Annotated in this window: 14 protein-coding genes; 4 read left to right on the top strand and 10 right to left on the bottom strand. The window is 45.6% G+C overall.

The features are described from left to right. Nucleotides 1-16 precede the first annotated feature (16 nt). The 6 genes from L1N97_RS03065 to L1N97_RS03090 form a co-directional block, all read right to left on the bottom strand. Nucleotides 17-694 carry a TIGR00153 family protein gene (locus L1N97_RS03065; protein WP_226749468.1) on the bottom strand — a complete coding sequence of 226 codons (678 nt, stop codon included), beginning with the start codon at nucleotides 692-694 and terminating at the stop codon, nucleotides 17-19. 142 nt (nucleotides 695-836) lie between these two features. After that, nucleotides 837-1,550, bottom strand: coding sequence for a phosphate signaling complex protein PhoU (gene phoU / locus L1N97_RS03070; RefSeq protein ID WP_226749467.1), 714 nt, complete (start codon nucleotides 1,548-1,550; stop codon nucleotides 837-839). A gap of 47 nt (nucleotides 1,551-1,597) precedes the next feature. Further along, a complete protein-coding gene (gene pstB, locus L1N97_RS03075) occupies nucleotides 1,598-2,341 on the bottom strand; it encodes a phosphate ABC transporter ATP-binding protein PstB (RefSeq protein ID WP_229585541.1) in 744 nt (247 codons plus the stop codon). A gap of 74 nt (nucleotides 2,342-2,415) precedes the next feature. Further along, on the bottom strand, nucleotides 2,416-3,768 hold the full coding sequence (gene pstA / locus L1N97_RS03080; protein ID WP_229585268.1) for a phosphate ABC transporter permease PstA: 1,353 nt from the start codon (nucleotides 3,766-3,768) through the stop codon (nucleotides 2,416-2,418). Further along, nucleotides 3,768-5,630 (bottom strand): ABC transporter permease subunit, encoded by a 1,863-nt coding sequence (locus L1N97_RS03085; RefSeq protein WP_236128785.1) that lies wholly within the window; start codon nucleotides 5,628-5,630, stop codon nucleotides 3,768-3,770. The genes pstA and L1N97_RS03085 overlap by 1 nt, the downstream gene beginning before the upstream one ends. Next, complete coding sequence (locus tag L1N97_RS03090; RefSeq protein ID WP_236128786.1) at nucleotides 5,627-6,598, bottom strand: PstS family phosphate ABC transporter substrate-binding protein; 972 nt, start codon at nucleotides 6,596-6,598, stop codon at nucleotides 5,627-5,629. Before L1N97_RS03090 ends, L1N97_RS03085 begins: the two co-directional genes overlap by 4 nt. Nucleotides 6,599-6,862: 264 nt before the next feature. Here L1N97_RS03090 and L1N97_RS03095 point away from each other — a divergent pair, with 264 nt between their 5' ends. The 4 genes from L1N97_RS03095 (at nucleotide 6,863) to L1N97_RS03110 (ending at nucleotide 11,734) form a co-directional block, all read left to right on the top strand. Next, a complete protein-coding gene (locus L1N97_RS03095) occupies nucleotides 6,863-7,360 on the top strand; it encodes a glycine cleavage system protein R (RefSeq protein WP_229585265.1) in 498 nt (165 codons plus the stop codon). A gap of 92 nt (nucleotides 7,361-7,452) precedes the next feature. Further along, nucleotides 7,453-9,585 (top strand): polyphosphate kinase 1, encoded by a 2,133-nt coding sequence (ppk1, locus tag L1N97_RS03100; protein WP_236128787.1) that lies wholly within the window; start codon nucleotides 7,453-7,455, stop codon nucleotides 9,583-9,585. After that, the gene (locus tag L1N97_RS03105; RefSeq protein WP_236128788.1) at nucleotides 9,582-11,135 is read left to right on the top strand and encodes a Ppx/GppA phosphatase family protein; all 1,554 of its coding nucleotides are present in this window, start codon (nucleotides 9,582-9,584) and stop codon (nucleotides 11,133-11,135) included. The genes ppk1 and L1N97_RS03105 overlap by 4 nt, the downstream gene beginning before the upstream one ends. Further along, nucleotides 11,135-11,734, top strand: a complete 600-nt coding sequence (locus L1N97_RS03110) for a DNA-3-methyladenine glycosylase I (RefSeq protein ID WP_236128789.1) — start codon at nucleotides 11,135-11,137, stop codon at nucleotides 11,732-11,734. Before L1N97_RS03105 ends, L1N97_RS03110 begins: the two co-directional genes overlap by 1 nt. Before the next feature lie 15 nt (nucleotides 11,735-11,749). On the opposite strand, the gene L1N97_RS03115 is transcribed toward L1N97_RS03110, so the two are convergent. The 4 genes from L1N97_RS03115 to L1N97_RS03130 all read right to left on the bottom strand — a co-directional run bounded on the left by L1N97_RS03115 (nucleotide 11,750) and on the right by L1N97_RS03130 (nucleotide 18,415). Beyond that, complete coding sequence (locus tag L1N97_RS03115) at nucleotides 11,750-12,907, bottom strand: ROK family transcriptional regulator (protein ID WP_236128790.1); 1,158 nt, start codon at nucleotides 12,905-12,907, stop codon at nucleotides 11,750-11,752. A 74-nt stretch (nucleotides 12,908-12,981) separates the two neighbouring features. Then, on the bottom strand, nucleotides 12,982-14,229 hold the full coding sequence (locus tag L1N97_RS03120) for a glycerate kinase type-2 family protein (RefSeq protein WP_236128791.1): 1,248 nt from the start codon (nucleotides 14,227-14,229) through the stop codon (nucleotides 12,982-12,984). Between the two features lie 11 nt (nucleotides 14,230-14,240). Beyond that, entirely contained in the window at nucleotides 14,241-15,818 is a 1,578-nt protein-coding gene (locus L1N97_RS03125; protein ID WP_236128792.1) for a sodium:solute symporter, read from the bottom strand. Nucleotides 15,819-15,949: 131 nt separating this feature from the next. Further along, the gene (locus L1N97_RS03130; RefSeq protein ID WP_229585258.1) at nucleotides 15,950-18,415 is read right to left on the bottom strand and encodes a TonB-dependent receptor; all 2,466 of its coding nucleotides are present in this window, start codon (nucleotides 18,413-18,415) and stop codon (nucleotides 15,950-15,952) included. Nucleotides 18,416-18,554 lie beyond the last annotated feature (139 nt).

Raw genomic sequence — 18,554 nt, forward strand, 5'->3', positions numbered from 1 at the left:
AAAATTACCTATTAGGTTAGCGGGCTAGCATAATTTCAAGACGGGAACCAACACGTAAGGCGACATCTGCTAAATCGCCCAACCATTCCAGTGTGCGATATAAAAACATCACATCGACTGGGTTAAGATCCTTCTCGGCTAGCCGCAACTTCTTACGTAATTTAATTTGCATTTCATCGGTATCGTGCTCGATAGCATCCAATTGCTCGACCATCTTAATCACTAGATTAACTTCACGGCCACGAAAGCCCGTTTCCAGCAATTCATCTAGTTCATTAATTACCTGAGATGCCATCTCGGTGGCATCGATACAACGCTGCACATAAGCAGTAAATTCAGTTTGAATTGTTTCAGGAATTTCTAATTCACGACCCAACACACGGCCAGAAATATCTTTTGCTTTGTTAGCAATTTTATCTTGCTGTGATACCAATTCTAAAATATCGGTACGGTCAACGGGTAAAAACAAACCGCGCGGTAAGTTAATCCGAATTTCGCGTTTTAAGCGATCGGCATCTTTTTCAAATGCAACGATGCTTTTACGCACTTCCGCTGCCTGGGTCCAATCTTTTTGATAAACCGCCGCAAAGAATGGCAGTAATTGCTCACTGGCCTGGTGTACTTTGCGAATATGCTCTTCAATCGGCTTTATTGGCGATTTGGCAAATACGGACAAAAAAGTATTAGCGGGCATAGAGGGCCTCATTGATGTTAAGTGACTGTAGTCGGCGGACATTGTAACCGCAATGCCAAAGTAATAAAAATGAAATGTCGTTTGCAAAAAAATGCCCCGGCTAGAAAACCAGCAGAGGCAAGGCATAACATTTGGCTAAGAGCTAGTCGCCACGAACTTCCTGCTCGAGCTTTTCGTGGCTGGCATGTCTAACCACTTTACCTTTAACAAAGAAAATAATGTATTCCGACAAGTTCTTACAGCGATCGCCAATGCGTTCTAACGAACGAGCCGACCACAGCACGTTCATCACTTTAGGAATAGAACGCGGATCTTCAATCATGTAAGTCATTAATTGCCGCGTAATCGCTTCGTATTCACGATCCACTTTTTTATCTTCTTTATGCACGGTTAACGCTGCTTCAACGTCCATTCGAGCAAAAGCATCTAACACATCGTGCAACATTTGCGCGACATGTCGCCCCAGATTGTCCAGGTTTACCAGCAAGTCTTGTTGATCACTGTTAAAAGACTCCAGCGCTACTTTGGCAATGCGCCGTGTTTCATCACCGATCCGCTCTAAATCGTTAATGCTTTTTAATATCGCCATTATTAAGCGCAGATCGCTGGCAGCAGGCTGACGCTTGGCAATCACTCGGGTACATTCTTTATCTATCTGTAATTCCCAGTCATTGACCTTCAGATCATTGGCAATCACCTGCTGTGCCAATTCACTATCGCTATTGGCAATGGCGGCTAAGGCATCATAAAGTTGCCGCTCAATTAGGCCGCCCATCGACATCACATGATTTCTAATTTGTTCCAATTCTTCGTTGAACTGGCTGGAAATATGCTTCGATAAATTTAATTTATCCATCCTGTTAGTCTCCGTGGTCCTATTCTGGCTTAGCCATAGCAATTCGGTTAACCGAACCGCCCAGTAATATAATCTTCTGTTTGCGGCTGGCGTGGATCGGTAAAGATCTTGTTGGTGGCATCAAACTCAACCAACTGCCCTAAATTCATAAACGCAGTAAAATCCGATACCCGCGCAGCCTGCTGCATATTGTGTGTCACGATAACGATGGTGTATTGCTGCTTTAACTCATATAGCAATTCTTCAATTTTTAGGGTTGAAATCGGATCCAACGCTGAAGCCGGTTCATCCAATAACAACACCTCAGGCTCAATGGCAATAGCGCGGGCAATCACTAGCCGCTGCTGTTGACCACCCGATAAGGTCAACGCATTGTCATATAAACGATCTTTCACTTCATGCCAAAGTGCGGCTTTTTGTAAGGCCGCGGCGATTAACTCGTCTAACTGCCTAGCACTGTTAATCCCCTGCAAGCGCAAGCCAAAAGCGACATTTTCATACACCGACAATGGAAACGGATTGGGTTTTTGAAACACAATGCCAACCCGTCGACGTAACTCGGCTAAATCGACACCCGCTTGATAAATATTCAATTCATCTAGCAACACCTGCCCTTCGGTGTTGGCATCATCGAGCAGTTCATTCATGCGATTGAAGCTTCGCAATAACGTTGATTTGCCACAACCGGATGGCCCAATCAGCGCCGTGACACGATTAGCCGGAATGTCTAAACTGATCTGATCCAGCACTGTTTTACCGGCCAAACTGACCGACAGGTTTTGTGCTGACATTTTCGTACTGACATCCGTTAATGCGGCCATTGTAATCCTCATTTATGACACTTTTATGAAACTAAGACGTATTTTTAAGCACCCTGACTGCGTGTCTTTGCCCGATAGTAACGGCGTAAGCGCATCGCTAATAAATTCAGGCTACCAATTAATAACAGCAACACCAGAGCAATAGCGTACACCCGAGGCTCAGCTGCGTCGGCATTCGAGCTTTGCAAGCCAACATCATAAATTTGCAAACCCAAGCTCATAATTTGCTGATCAAGCTGCACAAACGGCCATTCGCTCCGCAGTGGTAATACCGGTGCGTATTTCACCACCCCAACAAAAATTAACGGAGCAACCTCGCCGGCGGCACGTGACATCGCCAGCACCACCCCCGTGATCATGGCAGGAATAGCAACCGGTAAAATAAGCTTACGTAATACTTCTGCTTTGGTCGCACCTAAGGCATAACCGCCTAAGCGCAAACTTTGGGGTATGCGTGCCAGCCCCTCTTCTGTGGCGACAATCACCACGGGTAAGGTTAATAATGCTAGGGTCAGGGATACCCATAGCAAGCCGGGGGTGCCAAAGGTCGCTTGTGGAAGTTGTTCCGCGTAAAACAACTGATCAATACTGCCACCCAACACATAAACAAAAAAGCCTAAGGCAAACACGCCAAATACCACAGAGGGCACCCCGGCAAGGTTATGCACACTGAGTCGCACCAAACGCACTAAGCGGCCATCTTTGGCATATTCATGTAAATAAATACCCGCCATAATACCAATGGGCGCAACTAACAAAGCCATTAATAATACCGATAATACCGTACCCATAATGGCCGGTAAGATCCCGCCCGCGCTGTTTGCTTGCCGAGGTTCAGTACTCAAAAACTGCCACCACTGCGCAGCAAACAGTTGCAACTTGCCCCATAACGACAACTGATTGGGTGAGATCACCCGTTCAATATCGCTGCGCAGAAAGGTTCTGCTGCTGTTATCGCTTAAGCGTAATTGCAGTTCAGTCGCGTTCTCTTGCATCACGACACCATAAAACTCGCCTTGGCTAAAATGCCGCAGCAAACTTAGCTGCGCCGGCGTTTGCCAATCGCGGCTCAAATGCTGCCAATACCAACGAAACGCCGTTTGACCCGCCGTTTGGCCTTGTTTGATTAACACACGCTGTGCCTGGCTGTGACTCGGTAGGCCCGCAGCAGCAAGTTGCTCAGCATTAACTTGCTGGCGAGACACCACCTCACCAAACACTTGCTGCATTTGGCCTGAGATGGGGTATTGAAACTGCACGACTTCAGCTGGCCAAAATAACCGTAAACCACGGCTTAAAATTAACAAGCACAATAAGAAAAACGTGAGTAGCGTTAAAGCGGTGGCTAATGCCGAAAAGAAATAGAGTCGCCGCCCGGGCTGCCGATTCGCGCTCATTATTCCAACCTCTGTAAATTACGGCGTAAACGTTGGCGCACTAAGTCAGCTAAGGTATTCGCAGCAAAGGTGAAAACAAACAACAGAATAGCCACTAAAAACAACACGCGATAATGGCTGCTGTCGACCGCGGCTTCGGGGAGTTCGATGGTCAGCGTGGCCGTTAAACTGCGCAGCCCCTCGAACAGATTAAAATTGGTGATGGGGTTATTGCCGGTCGCCATCAAAATAATCATCGTTTCACCAATAGCACGGCTTAGCCCCAACATCACGGCCGCTAAAAACCCGGGCATCGCCACCGGTAACATAATTCGCCGTACAATTTGCCATTGATCGGCCCCCAGCGCATAGGCACCGGCCGTCAGTTGTTGCGGAATTTGTGCTAAAGCATCGTAGCTTACTGTATAAATGACCGGTAGCACGGCAAAGCCCATCGCCAGACCAATCACTAAAGCATTACGCTGCTGATAATCAACGCCTTGTTGATCTAACCAAAAGCGTAGGCTGTCATCAAACAGTAAGCTTTCAAACCAAGAGCCTAAACCCAACGCCACCCAGGCACCGACAAGCAATATCGCACTCATCAGTATTAACATGGCACCACTGCTATTTAAACGCTGCCAACGGCGGGGTAAATAATGCCAATAATAGGCCAGCGCCCAAACAGCCGCCGGCACTAACAGTAAATACAGTAATAAAGAGAGCAAATGTTGCTCTAAAGCAGGGGCCAGCCAAATAGCCGCTAAAAAGCCAATAATGACGGTAGGAAATAACGCCATCAGTTCAATCATGCTACTTAAGCGGCTTCGAACCGGCTCTTGCAAAAAGCACACACTGAAAATGGCGGCCAAGACGGCTAAGGGTACCGCCACCAATAACGCATAAAAAGCCGCTTTTAGAGTACCGACGGTTAAGGGCACTAAAGAGTATTTACCTTGATAAAGCTCATAACCCCCACCGCTTTGCCAAACATATTCGGGTTGTTGCCAACTTTCGTACCAGACTTTTTGCCACAGCGTACGCCATGAAATTTCGGGATGCCGATTGTTAATGGCTAAAAAGCCTTCGGCCTGCTGCGCGTTGAGCAGCCACAAACCGTCATTATTAGGGGTAAAACGTAATTCGGTCACGCCTTTCTGCGCCAAGGAGAGCGTTGCATACTGTGCCTGCCAAATAGGCGAACTTAACGCACTATAAAACACACTGAGGCCACCTTTAGCATCTAATACTGCAAAGCCACGGCGGCCTCGTTCGGCAGCAATAGCGACAATGGATGCAGCTTGCTGGCTAAATGGTTTAACCCAACTCAAGCGAAGTTGCCCCGCCGCATCGGCAATCAAATACCATTGTTTTAATTGGCCACTGCTATCGCCGGTAATTAAGCTTTGTTGGCCTGCTAACCAAGTGGCGGCGGTTAACTGCACTGTGCGATCTGTAAGAGATAAACGCTGCTGACAGCCTTGTGACAATGCCGCACGCAGCAACACACAGGCTTCGCCATCGCGTTTAGCGAGTATAATGACGCGCTTTAACCCATCAATTAACTGAAAGTCAGCAGTAAAACCCGCTTTTGCAGCAGCCATAGCAAAATCGTCATCGGCTATACTGGGTAGTATTAATGCCGGTGGCGGCGTGCTAGCAGCATGCGGCTGTAACTGAGCCGATACCGGTTTAAACAGTGGCAGCACTTCTAGCAACAAATAAACAAAAATGGCCAATAACGTGGCGATCACACTCACCCCAGCCAAGGTGATTAACGCATGCCAGCCACGGTCCAACCAACGCCGATGGCGACTACGTCGCTGACGTTGCTGCGCATTCGGTAAATGACTGCCTGTAGGCTTTTCTGCGTTAGGCGTCATAAGCCTAAATCCTCAAACACTTGCTGTCTTAAAGGTAACGGGATCGGCACTAAGCCATCACTTTCTAACAGCTGCTGCCCCGCTGCGGATAAAATAAAGCGGAAAAATTCACGCTCGGCTGCAGCTAACGGCTGATTAGGGGCTTTATTAACATAAATATAGAGTAACCGAGCCAACGGGTAAGCCCCTGATAAAGCATTCTCCGGACTGGGCATAATGGCCGCTTGTTCTGAACCTTGACTGATCGCCAACATTTTCACGCCAGCAATTTGCTGCCCCACCCCAGAGTAACCTAGGCCGTTCTCACTTAAACTTACCGACCTAACTACAGCAGCAGCGCCCGCTAACTGCGCGACTTTTTGCTGAAAATCGTCGTTACAAAGCGCCTTTTGCCGAAAAAAAGCATAAGTCCCTGACGCCGGATTACGACCATAGGCAGCAATAGATCGTTGCTGCCATCGCCCCGCTAAACCCAAATCGCCCCAACGCGTGATCGCCGGATGCAGCGCACAACGCCGATTTTGCGAAAAAATCGCTTCAAGCTGCGCCATACTGATTTGTTGTAATGGGTTATCTTGATGTACATAAATTGCCAGCATATCCAGTGCAACAGGCACAGCATAGGCTTCATAGCCAAAACGACGGCGAAAACGATCTTGTTCAGCCGTTAACATAACGCGGCTCATCGGCCCAAGATTGGCGGTGCCTTCAACCAAAGCAACAGGGGCGGTAGCCGAACCACTACTTTGTATTTGAATATTTAATTGCGGATGTTTCAGCACAAACTCGCGCCGCCAAACCATCATCATATTATGCAAGGTGTCAGAGCCAGTGCTGGATAAGGTGCCAGTTAAGCTTGCGGTTTGGCTAACATTATTCGGTCGAGTTTCAGTGCTGCACACAAAGGGTGTGGTCACTAATAACAGCACACTACAGAGGTGGCTTAAGCGCATGCGCAAGGTATCCATTGCTATCGAACCTAGTACAGATGAGTTGCAATCTTAACGCGCCTAAGCAGCAACCCCAAATAAAAATTTAGTATTTACTTTAAAACCATTTGCTTGCAGCTACACTCTATAGCAAGTATTCAACAGATTTTACCATGGGGGTGTTGACCTTACCGTGGCAAATCTTGTTTACTGCGCTGCTTAATTACATATTACAGCATTAATCGGGCGTTAAGCAGCGGCTATAAATACTTGCCCAAACCGGACCTAATGAGGAATAACAGAATGAAGCAGTTAGTACTTACCGTGATCGGTAAAGATAAAGCCGGTTTAGTTGAGCAACTCGCAAAAGTCATCAACGATAATCAAGGTAACTGGATGGCCAGTAACCTAAGCCATTTAGCCGGTTACTTTGCCGGTATAGTGCAAATTGAAGTGGCAGAGCCAGATCTCGCGCAATTAACCGCAAGTTTGCAGCAACTGACGGATCTGGATATTCGTGTGCAGCACGGCGAACACACTGAACTCGATAAAAATCAGCAAATTCGTTTTGTGATCACCGGTAACGACAGGCCTGGCATTGTACGGGAATTATCGGCTATTTTAAGCCATAAAGGCGCCAATATTATTGCCTTTGAAAGCAATAAACAAAGCGCACCGAATTGGGGCGTACCGCTATTTCATGCTGAAGCGACCGTGCAACTGCCTGCTGGCTTGCATCGGGATGATGTCACCGAAGCACTGGAAGGGATTGCTACCGATATCGTCGTCGATTTGGAATAATCCGTTATTTTCACGATGCCGTGCGGATGTCATCGTGCTGTCATTAAACTGACATAGTGTGCTTTGCAGGAAGTAAGCAGGAGCAAAACCCAATGGAACAAACCATCCTCCCAGCGAAAACGGAAGATTATCCGCTTTATGCACGAGAGTTAAGCTGGCTGGCATTTAACGGCCGGGTGTTGCAAGAAGCCGCCGACACCCGAAACCCACCGATTGAGCGTTTACGCTTTTTAGGTATTTACTCTAATAACCTCGACGAATTTTTTCGGGTGCGTGTGGCCGATGTAAAACGGCGCATCCTCTTAAAAAAATACCAAACGTGGGAACACGAAGACGCAGAGCAATTGCTGAGCGAAATTCAAAATCGGGTGTTAGATCTGGGTAAACAATTCAACAAAATCTACTTAGATATTCAGCTAGAACTGCGCAAACACAATATCGAGTTAATCGATGACAGCAAGCTCACCGAATTACAGTCTGGCTGGGTGCGTAGCTATTTTAATAGCGAAGTGAAAAAACACATTTCACCGATTATTCTCTCTAGTGCTGATGCCTCTTTAAGTAAGATTTTAGAAGATAACACCACCTACTTATTGGTTGAAATGACCGGTCAGAACAAGCCTGAATACGCCATCGTGCAAGTGCCTACCGCTGAAGTATCACGCTTTACTGAATTACCCTTACATCTCAATACTCGGAAAAAGAACGGCCATTATCGCCGGCAAATTTTGTTATTAGACGATATCATCAATCATTGTATTGCCGATTTATTTCAAGGCTTTTTTGAGTTTGAGCACATCTGCGCTTTTTCACTGAAACTGACCCGCGATGCCGAATACAATATCAGTGACACCCTTGATCAAAGCCTGATTGATAAAATGTCCAAGGGGATCCGGCAACGCTTAAAGTCTGAGCCCACTCGTTTGGTGTATGACGCAGCCATGCCAGAGCAAATGCTTAAAGTGCTGACCAAACAATTAGGCACAAGCTCCGCGGATGCGTTGATTGCTGGTAGCCGTTACCGCAATTTTAAAGATTTTATTGGTTTTCCCAATCTAGGCCATCAAAGCATGGAGTTCCCGCCGCTACCGCCGCTACCCAGCGTCGATTTTGAGCAGCACCCCACTACCTTTGATGCCATTAAAAATGGCGATATTTTGCTGTACTACCCCTACCACAGCTTTGGTTATTTTACCGAGTGGGTACGACAGGCCTCGTTTGACCCCAAGGTAAGCCATATTAAAATCACTATGTACCGAGTAGCCAAGCATTCTCGGGTGATCCACTCGCTGTTAGATGCAGTGCGTAACGGCAAAAAAGTCACAGTGGTGGTGGAATTAAAAGCCCGCTTTGATGAAGAAAATAATATCAACTGGGCGCGGCGCATGACCGAATCGGGTATTGAAGTGATTTTTGGGCAAACCACGCTGAAGATCCACTCCAAGATCTGTTTAATTACCCGCCAAGAAAAAGGCAAAGCCGTGCGCTATGGTCATATCGGCACCGGTAATTTTAATGAGAAAACGGCCCGTATCTATACCGATATGAGCTTATTTACCTGTCATCCGGAAATTACTGCGGAAATTGAACAGGTCTTCGAGTTTATTCAATATTCGTATCGCCCGTTCCACTTTAAACATCTTATTGTGTCACCCACGTGGAGTCGCCCCAAGCTGATGTTGCTGATCCAACGCGAGATTGATTTCGCCATCAGTGGTCGCAAATCCGAGATCTTTCTTAAAGCCAATAACTTGGTCGATGAAGAAATTGTGCAATTACTGTATCGCGCCAGCCAAGCCGGTGTGAAAATTCGCATGATTATTCGGGGTATGTGTTCATTAGTGCCGGGCGTACCCGGTATGAGCCAGAATATCAAGATCATCAGTATTTTAGATCGGTTTTTAGAGCATGCCCGCGTGTATGTGTTTCATAACGGCGGGGATACCGATGTCTATATTTCCTCAGCCGACTGGATGACCCGCAATATTGATCAGCGCGTTGAAGTGGGCGTGCCACTGTTTGATGCTAAAATTAAACAAACCGTTATCGCCACGTTAGATATGCAATGGCGTGATAACGTCAAAGCCCGCACTATTGACGCAAAACAAACCAACACCTATGTTAAACGCGGTAACAAGCGTAATATTCGTTCGCAACAGAATATCTATGACATGTTTGCGGCACAGGCCCAACAGCTAATCCAACAGGTTGATTCCGAGCATTGACAACAACAACTGAACAAGAACAAGGCCAAGCGCCCTATATAGCCGCCGTCGATTTAGGCTCTAACAGTTTTCATATGGTTATTGCCCGTATTGTAAAAGGTGACATCCAATTACTGCATCGCGAAAAGCAAAAGGTGCAATTGGCTGAAGGCTTAAGTGATGATTTGGTGCTAAGTGAAGATGCAATTGAGCGCGGTTTAAATGTGCTGCGCCAATTTGCGGATACGCTGCAACCTTTTGCCCCGCAATCGGTGCGCGTGATTGCAACTTACACACTACGCCGCGCGAAAAACTCTGCCACATTTTTACGTCGTGCCAAAACCTTGTTCCCGTTCCCGATTGAAGTCATTTCAGGGCAAGAAGAAGCGCGTTTTATCTACCAAGGGGTGGCACATTTTGAACACTTTAGTGGCCGTCGCTTAGTGATTGATATTGGTGGTGGCAGTACCGAGTTTGCCTTAGGTGAAGCCGAACAACCGCTGCGTTTAAGTAGCCGCAATATGGGCTGCGTCAGTTACGGTAAAACTTTATTCCCGCAAGGTAAAATTAGCAGCCGCCGTTTTAATCGCGCCATTGTGCAAGCCGAGCAAGAACTCGAACCTATCGTTAACAGTTTTCGCACCGTGGGTTGGCAACAAGCGGTGGGTACTTCGGGTTCGGTCAAAACCATTCGCGATATCGTGGTTGGCTTTGGCTGGAGTACAAATGCGCTAGAGTTATCGCACTTACTGCAACTGCGTGATTACCTGTTAAAGTTTGAAAACTGCCAAGACTTGGATTTACCCGGTTTAACCGATGATCGCAAACTGCTGTTATGCTCTGCGCTGAGTATTTTGATTGCGGCTTTTCAGATGTTACATATTGAACAACTGGTTTACGTTGATGCAGCCCTACGCGAAGGGGTGCTCTATGAAATGAGCGATCGGATGCAGCATTTAGATATACGTGAACAAACCATGCAAAGCCTAGTGCAGCGCTACGACATCGATCAGGCGCAAGCACAGCGCGTTCGCAGCACCGTTTTAACCTTGGTAGCACAGGTAAAAGACAGTTGGCAACTGAATGAAGAAGATGCGCTGTTACTCAGCTTTGCCGCAACCGTAGCAGAGATTGGTTTGCACATTAACTCGTCAGGGGTACAAAAACACTCTGCCTACATTTTGCAAAACGCCAACTTGCCCGGTTTTAACCAAGAACAGCAGAATTTATTAGCCTGTTTAGTGCGCTTTCATCGTCGAAAAATCCGCGCTGACGAACTGCCTTACTTTAGCTTATTTGAATTATCAAAAGTGATTAACTTATTAATTATCTTGCGCTTAGCCGTATTACTGAATCAAAAACGCCGAGATGATTTTCTACCGACTTTAGTGGTTGAGGCCGGGGCGCAAAGCATAAAATTAGATTTACCATTGTCTTGGTTGCAGCCACAAAACGTGTTGGCCGCTGATTTACTACAAGAACAAAAAATCTTAAAGAAAATCGCCTTTAAATTAGATATCCCAAGTTTAACAGAGTTATCGAACCAATTACTGGTAGAGAGCAGCAGCTAATGTGTCGTTGCCCATGGTTAGATATCAGTAAGCCTGATTATGTGGCCTACCATGATACTGAATGGGGCGTGCCGCTGTTTGATGATACAAAACTGTTTGAATTTTTAACGCTAGAAGCAGCGCAAGCGGGTTTAAGTTGGTACACCATACTTAAAAAACGTGATAATTATCGCCAAGCCTTTGCGGATTTTGATGCGGCAAAGGTAGCGGCGTTTGATGAGACACAGGTTCAAGCCTTGCTACAAAATGCCGGTATTATTCGCAACCAATTAAAAATTCGCGCCACGATTAACAATGCCGCTCGGTTTTTAGAAGTGCAACGCGAGTTCGGCAGCTTTAGTGCTTACCAGTGGGCCTTTGTTGGCCATCAACCCATCGTTAATGAACCACGGCAATTAGCTGACTATGCAGCACGTAGCGCCGAATCAGACGCCTTTAGTGCTGATTTAAAACGCCGCGGCTTTAAGTTTATTGGTTCGACTATCATCTATGCGCATATGCAAGCCTGTGGCATGGTAAATGACCATAGTGCGACCTGTTTTCGGCGCCAGCAAATTATTGACCGCTACCCGCAGCTTTCATTTACTTCTGATTCGTAAATATCAAATAGATCATTACAAACACACTTCTCGCAGTGGTAAGGTTGCCGCACCAATAGACACGGGATTGTGGTCAATACCTGACACCACTATCTGTGGTAAAGGGCGTTTAGCGCCTCGACGAAATTGAGCATAGACATCAATTCTCGAAATGACTTTTTGCGCTAAGCTTTTAGGAATATGGCCGCCAATAATAATGGCTTCAGCATCCAACAGTGCCGAACAGCAGGTTGCGACTAAATCAAACGAATCTTGTACTTTGAATAGCCATTCTTCAACACCTGGCCAATCGACATCAAAATCTTCATTCAATTTATAAATTGAGGGAATATTGACCCCATGCTTCTTCAGGATCCGTTTTAACAGCTCTAGATTGGGGTGAGCATATAATTTGGGCGGCAACATATCGCCCAGTTCACCAGCATTACCATAAGTGCCTCTAAGCACTTCTGAATTATTGACGATGCCACCACCAAAAGCGGAAGAGACAAATAAATAAACAAAGTTTTTGTATTGCCTACCGATACCCGCAACACCTTCACCTGCTGCCGCCCCCGTAGCATCATTCACTAACCACGTTGGCAACTGAAAATGCTTTGAAACAATCTGCACAATATCAATTTGAGCCCATTCCTCTAGGGTATGGTGGGTGTTCATTTTTCCATCCATCGAACTAAAGAAACCCGATATCCCCACGCCCATACCCAATACGCGATCGGGATCAATCGCAAAACGCGTGCTGATTTGCTTAATAAGTTGCTCGGCCGTTTTAAGCACTGAGGGGATGCTCATATCAGACATTTCAACTAACTCGCTGTGAATCACATTCCCGGCGAAATCCATCACAGCGACACTGATCGCATCAAATAATATTGAAAGGCCAAGAGTATAAGCAAAAGCCGGGTTGACTTTAATCCCGGCTCCTGGCTTGCCTTTTGGATTAGGTAATAGCTCAGCGGTTTGTAATAACACACCGCTTTGCATTAATGATTTCAGTAACCTAGAAACGGTTTGTTGAGGGATTTTCGTCATCGTCACCAATTGGCTTTGTGTGACACACTTTTCCCAAAACACGGCCCTGATAATTTCTCGCTCAATATCCTGAAACAGCTTTTGGCCTTTACCAAGGGTAAAACCTGGACGTAATAACTGACTGTTAAATATCGACATCATCGTTTATGGCTCTGGTAACTTTCTGCTGCAGATTACGTTAATAGAACAGAAAGAACAACACCTTCTGCGGCTGACTATTCGATCATAATTACCCGAAAATCGTTCACATTAGTATTAGTTGGCCCCGTAATAATCAGGTCTCCTATTGTATGAAAAAAATGATAACTGTTATGCGCGTTCAACTCAGTTTGCAGGTCAAGCTTCGCTGCAGCGGCTCGTTGTAATGTTTGCGCATCGATAAAGGCACCCGCAACATCTTGACTGCCATCAACCCCATCAGTATCACAGGCTAACGCACTGATCCCAGGTGCGGCGTTTAAGGCTTGCGCCAAAGCCAATAAATATTCTTGGTTGGGCCCCCCATGTCCCGCTTCTCCCGATACGGTTACCGTTAGCTCACCACCCGAAAATAACAACACACGCTCTGCACGCTGTTGATAGCCCAACGCCAATGTTGCATGTTGCTTGGCAACACTGCTTGCTTCACCTTGTAAATCATAGCCTAGCACTTCACATCGCCAACCAGCTTGTTGAGCCTTTGCTATGGCAGCATCAATCGCTGTTTGGGCATTCGCCACTATGCTGTAATGTGCAGCAGATGCTGAATTGTCGCTGTCTGAAACGTCTGGCTGCTTTAAAAATGCGGCAACTTCAGGTAACACAGGCCAATGGTATTTTTCTAAAATTGCTAAAGCATCCGCTTTTGACTTACCATCACTAATCGTAGGACCAGAAGCAATATCGGCAGGATTGTCGCCTACGACATCAGAAATGATCAATGATAGGTGCGGTGCAACGGCCGCCTTAGCTAGCTTACCGCCTTTAATTTGAGAAAGTTGTTTTCGAACGGTATTAATTTCAGCCACGTTGGCACCACTGCGTAACAAAAATCGATTGAGTTGCTGTTTTTGCGTAAATGATACCGCTTCAACCGGCAAAGACATCAATGACGAACCACCGCCCGAAATTAAAAATAAGATCGGGATATGTGGCGGATTGTCTTTGACCAACTGCAACAACGTTTTTGCCGCGAGCAAACTATTCTCATCTGGGGTTGGATGGCTGGCGGTTAATACGCGGATCCGCCCCGTATCACCCACCTGCTCATAACCATAACGAGTAACAACAGCGCCAAAGCAAGCATCACCAAAATATTGGTGTACCACTGCCGCCATCTCAGCCGCTGCTTTACCCGCCCCTATCACACAAACACCATGTTTCGCTTCTACCTGATGTAAATATCGAGGCAAACATGCCGCTGGTTTACACGCTGACACCGCTTCCGAAAACAATTGCTGTAGGAATGGCTTGGTATTTTCCATGATGAAGCCCTTTAAAATAAGTAAGGAATAGTTAAGCAAATGCCAACCATAATGGCGAACATGCCTAACAGAACAATGAGATCACGGCGAGTTAGAATCGACTGTTCAACAAGGCCTGTTGTGGGTTCAAGAGATCGCTGCTCGCTATTAACGTTAAAAAGTTGACTAGTGAACATGGCCACCACCACCGCCACGCTAAAACCAATAAAGTTCCACCAAAACCAAAACACATTAGGTAGCAATAACAACACCAATAAATTACACAATACACCGGCAACCAAACCGAGATTGACATGCAAAGCACGACTTTTCTTGTGTAATACTGCTAATAAAAACACAGCTAAGATCGGCCCATAAAATAAAGAGCCCACTTTATTAATTGCTTCAATCACTGTTGGAGCAATATTACCGGCATACAATGAAAACAGCAGTGTGACACCCCCCCAAGCCAATCCTAAATACTTAGCCAATGACAAGTAACGTTCTTGATCGAGTTCTTTGTTCGCGATTCGGCAATAGTCTTCTAAACTGACTGCGGCCAAAGAGTTAATAGCGGAGCTCAGTGATGACATCGCCGCGGCTAAAATTGCGACCACTAGCAAACCAATTAAGCCATGAGGTAAATAATTAAGAATGAAAACAGGCATCATCCAATCTGGATTATCTGCCGGAATTTGCGCGAGGAAACTGGCGTCACTGAGCGCTAACGTGCCCACAATTAAGCCCGAGAAACAATACAGTAAAGTAATAGGGAAACGGATCACACCATTTGCCAGCACCATATAACGCAAATGTTCTGGATTCTTTGCCGCTAATGCTCGCTGTGCCTGAGTTTGATCACAACCATAATAAGAGGCATACAACACTACACCGCCAAAAATCATCGGTAAAAAACCAAAGCCATCGCCACTTAAACCGTAAGAATCAAATTTAATTGCTTGTAAACGACTTGGATCGACTTGCTCAACAAAGGCATCAATACCACCTAGATAGTACAAACCAAAACCGATGCAAGCTATGGTACCTGCGACAATAATGACCATCTGGATTGCGTCACCGTAGACCACGGCTTTCATCCCACCTTGCAGTGAATATAACACCGTAATCACCCCCGTCAGCACCACAGCTTGCCAAGCGGCTATGCCCATAGTACCTTGCAAAATAATCGACACGGCATAAATCATAATGCCGGTTGCAAATGCACGGCTAAACTGAAATACAATGCTAATTAGCACGCGGGTAGAACGGCCGAAGCGTAGCTCCAGGAAATCATAAATACTGACTACACCGCTGCGATATAAAGCGGGTAACACAGTGGCGAGAATCACGATCATGGCCAGTGGCACACCCAGTTCATAAGACAACCACTGTAATCCACCGCCTTCCCGTAATCCCACAAAAGCGGGGGCAGAAACAAAACTGATTGCCGACAACTGCGTCGCCATCACAGATAGCGATAGCGGCTTCCAACCTAATGTTTTCCCGCCTAAAAAATACTCACTTTTACTGTTTTGTGAGCGCAACATAAAGCCTAAAACCAACAAGGCTGATAAGTACAACACGATAATTGAAAAGTCTAAGATATTCATAATATTACTTATGCCGCCAGCACAGTAAGGCGCTTCACTTGAATGCCTTAATATTAGAAGTCAGTAGGCCATATTCGTCACGTTGTCACGATAAAGCATGGCCACTGGTTTATGACACTTGGATTTGCTGATTAGAAATCGTACTTCAGGCGTAATGTGACTCGTCTTGGTAAAATCGGACGGCCAACAAAGAAGGGATTATCCGAGCTTTGATTGTTACCCAGTCGCGGTGATCCTTCCGTAACACCATCTGAATCAAATAAGTTAAATACTCCCACACTTAATCGAATCTTCTGATCATTCGATAACGCCCAACTATGGCCGACATCTACTCTGAACAGATGAAATGCGTCTAATTGCACAGAGTTTGCATCATTAGCATAATTATCACCGGTGTAACTATGATAAAAAGACGCATCCCAATTATCCGCTTGATAACTCACGGCGGTATTCAACATCAGCTTGGGCTTACGCCGTAATTCGTTACCGATAATAGTTGGATCAGAGTCATATTGAGTAAACTCATGATCGGTATAAGTTAAATTAGCATCAACAGACCAACTATCAGTTAATTTATAACGGCCGGTCAATTCAACACCGGTGGCTTTAGTTGACTGTAATACAGGCAACTCTAACACCCCACCTTGACCATCATTGACAAAATCAACGCTGCGGCGATCTTTCAGATCGGTTCGGAACAAGGCCACGCTACCAATAAAGTCATTATTGAAAAACTTAATACCTAATTCAGCTTGTTCAATCACTTCCCCTTCATATTTAGCTGGCTTGCCTAGGCTGCTAAATTGAATACCACGAATTTCAGGGAAGAAAAAACCACGCGAAGCATTTGCATAAACATTGAGTTGATCTGTTAAACGATATAACGCCGCCGCAGATACCGCAAAATCTGAGGTGGACACTTCACCATAGGTGATTTTTCCATTACCCGTGGTATTCACTCTTAGGTTTGGAGCGAGTAAGGGATTGTCGCTGAGTTGTACTACTTGGCTACCTTCACGATTAATGGTGCCATCAATGGTTTCCCAACGAATACCTAAGTCAAGAATCCATTTGTCACTTTCCATTTGGTCAGCAATATATACCGCACGCCGTGTCGCGTTTATAGTTTGATTAGTATAGGAAATACCTGGGCCGCTGACGCCGTTTTGGGTATAGCTCATCAAGGTACCAGCACTACCACTTTGGCTGCCATCGACATCGGTATAACGGACATCGACTAAACGAGGCACATTGTTAAATTCGCCCAGATAGGTCGTAATCACACTATCATCATCGGCTTCAGAATGAGAAAAGAAGGAACCTAAGGTTATATTGTGACTAAAATCGCCAATAAACAGACTTTTTACTAAATTTAGCTCAGTAGAAAGATCTTCTGCGGGTCGGTCACGATCTAAAATACGGTTGGCAAACAATAAATAATCAGCGGGTAATACCTGACCGGAGTCGACAAAGGTAAAACTGGCATTGGCAGGTAAGCCTAAACCCCGATTGGCTAAAAATTGTGACTGTGTTTCAGGGACATTGACAATACCATCGCCATCAAGAAACAAATTAAATTGGTGCTGATACTTTGCATATTTACCACGCATATTAAACGCAAGGTCTGTTGTTAACTCTTTATCAAATGCAAAGGAAACCGAACTCCCTTTGGTCACGGCACCTTCGCTAATTGGCGATTCGTAACGACCATCTGCCGTCATGTAAGACATACTAGACGCATAAGCCGTTTGTAGCGATTCCACTTCTTTACCATCGTTGCCTACAAGCCGTGATAAATTCTGGCCATCCAGTGGGATCGGTAAATAAAATTGTGCCTGATCATCAATATATTGGCCATATATCGTAAAAGAGCCAGAACCATCAGTGAAAGCTTTATGAATATTGCCTCGTAACTGCGTGCCTTTAGTTGGTAAGCCGGTGTCGAGTGGGCCATCATCATAGCGATAAAAACCTGATAGGGCATAAGATAAACCATCATTGTTTAACGGGCCACTGGTCGCGAAATCAAGACGGGTACGCCCTTGATCGGCCATTTCAAGTTGCACACTACTTTGTGCTACATCGCCACCCACTTTAGAAATATAGTTAATAACCCCAGCTACCGAACCCGCACCAAATAAATTTGATACGCCACCTCGAACAAACTCTACCCGCTCAATACCCAAATCATTTCGATAATAGACATCAAAGGCAGATGAATTCAAACCAAAGGTACTAAAGCTTGGCGAGCCATCATACATCAAAGGCGTAAATTGAAATTGACCAGACGATGGTAAACCGCGCACTTGTAAGTTTGTCGCAACTTCGCCACCTCCACCTTCTACTTTAATGCCAGGTATATAGCGTAAAACATCTGCTTGGCTACTTGATGTAAGCTTGCCAAGCTCAAATTCGCCAATAGCCGATACCGATTGCGGTGTGTCGGACATAATACGTCCACGGCTAGTACCAGAAATGATAATTCGCTCCACTTCAGGCTGATTTTTTGCTTTTTCAATGGTTGTCCCGTCTTCAACAGCGAAGGCGTTTGGTACCAAACACAAGGAAATAATAGATGCGATTGTTGTTTTCTTCACAGCGGTTTCTCCATCCTGTTATTAAAATTATGGTGTCATTCTCGACATGCGGAATAACTTTGTTGTTGTAACCTGTCATGGGCTGAGTAAAGCACAAAAAAAAACCGTTTACAACCCATTTTGGGTGATATACCATTCA

The organism is Rheinheimera sp. UJ63 (assembly GCF_021568285.1).
Classification (GTDB): Bacteria; Pseudomonadota; Gammaproteobacteria; order Enterobacterales; family Alteromonadaceae; genus Alishewanella; species Alishewanella maricola.

Bases quoted from the DNA above. Each gene is read 5' to 3' on its own strand.
- L1N97_RS03065 (WP_226749468.1), bottom strand. From the start codon at position 694: ATGCCCGCTAATACTTTTTTGTCCGTATTTGCCAAATCGCCAATAAAG.
- phoU (WP_226749467.1), bottom strand. From the start codon at position 1,550: ATGGATAAATTAAATTTATCGAAGCATATTTCCAGCCAGTTCAACGAA.
- pstB (WP_229585541.1), bottom strand. From the start codon at position 2,341: ATGTCAGCACAAAACCTGTCGGTCAGTTTGGCCGGTAAAACAGTGCTG.
- pstA (WP_229585268.1), bottom strand. From the start codon at position 3,768: ATGAGCGCGAATCGGCAGCCCGGGCGGCGACTCTATTTCTTTTCGGCA.
- L1N97_RS03085 (WP_236128785.1), bottom strand. From the start codon at position 5,630: ATGACGCCTAACGCAGAAAAGCCTACAGGCAGTCATTTACCGAATGCG.
- L1N97_RS03090 (WP_236128786.1), bottom strand. From the start codon at position 6,598: ATGGATACCTTGCGCATGCGCTTAAGCCACCTCTGTAGTGTGCTGTTA.
- L1N97_RS03095 (WP_229585265.1), top strand. From the start codon at position 6,863: ATGAAGCAGTTAGTACTTACCGTGATCGGTAAAGATAAAGCCGGTTTA.
- ppk1 (WP_236128787.1), top strand. From the start codon at position 7,453: ATGGAACAAACCATCCTCCCAGCGAAAACGGAAGATTATCCGCTTTAT.
- L1N97_RS03110 (WP_236128789.1), top strand. From the start codon at position 11,135: ATGTGTCGTTGCCCATGGTTAGATATCAGTAAGCCTGATTATGTGGCC.
- L1N97_RS03115 (WP_236128790.1), bottom strand. From the start codon at position 12,907: ATGATGTCGATATTTAACAGTCAGTTATTACGTCCAGGTTTTACCCTT.
- L1N97_RS03120 (WP_236128791.1), bottom strand. From the start codon at position 14,229: ATGGAAAATACCAAGCCATTCCTACAGCAATTGTTTTCGGAAGCGGTG.
- L1N97_RS03125 (WP_236128792.1), bottom strand. From the start codon at position 15,818: ATGAATATCTTAGACTTTTCAATTATCGTGTTGTACTTATCAGCCTTG.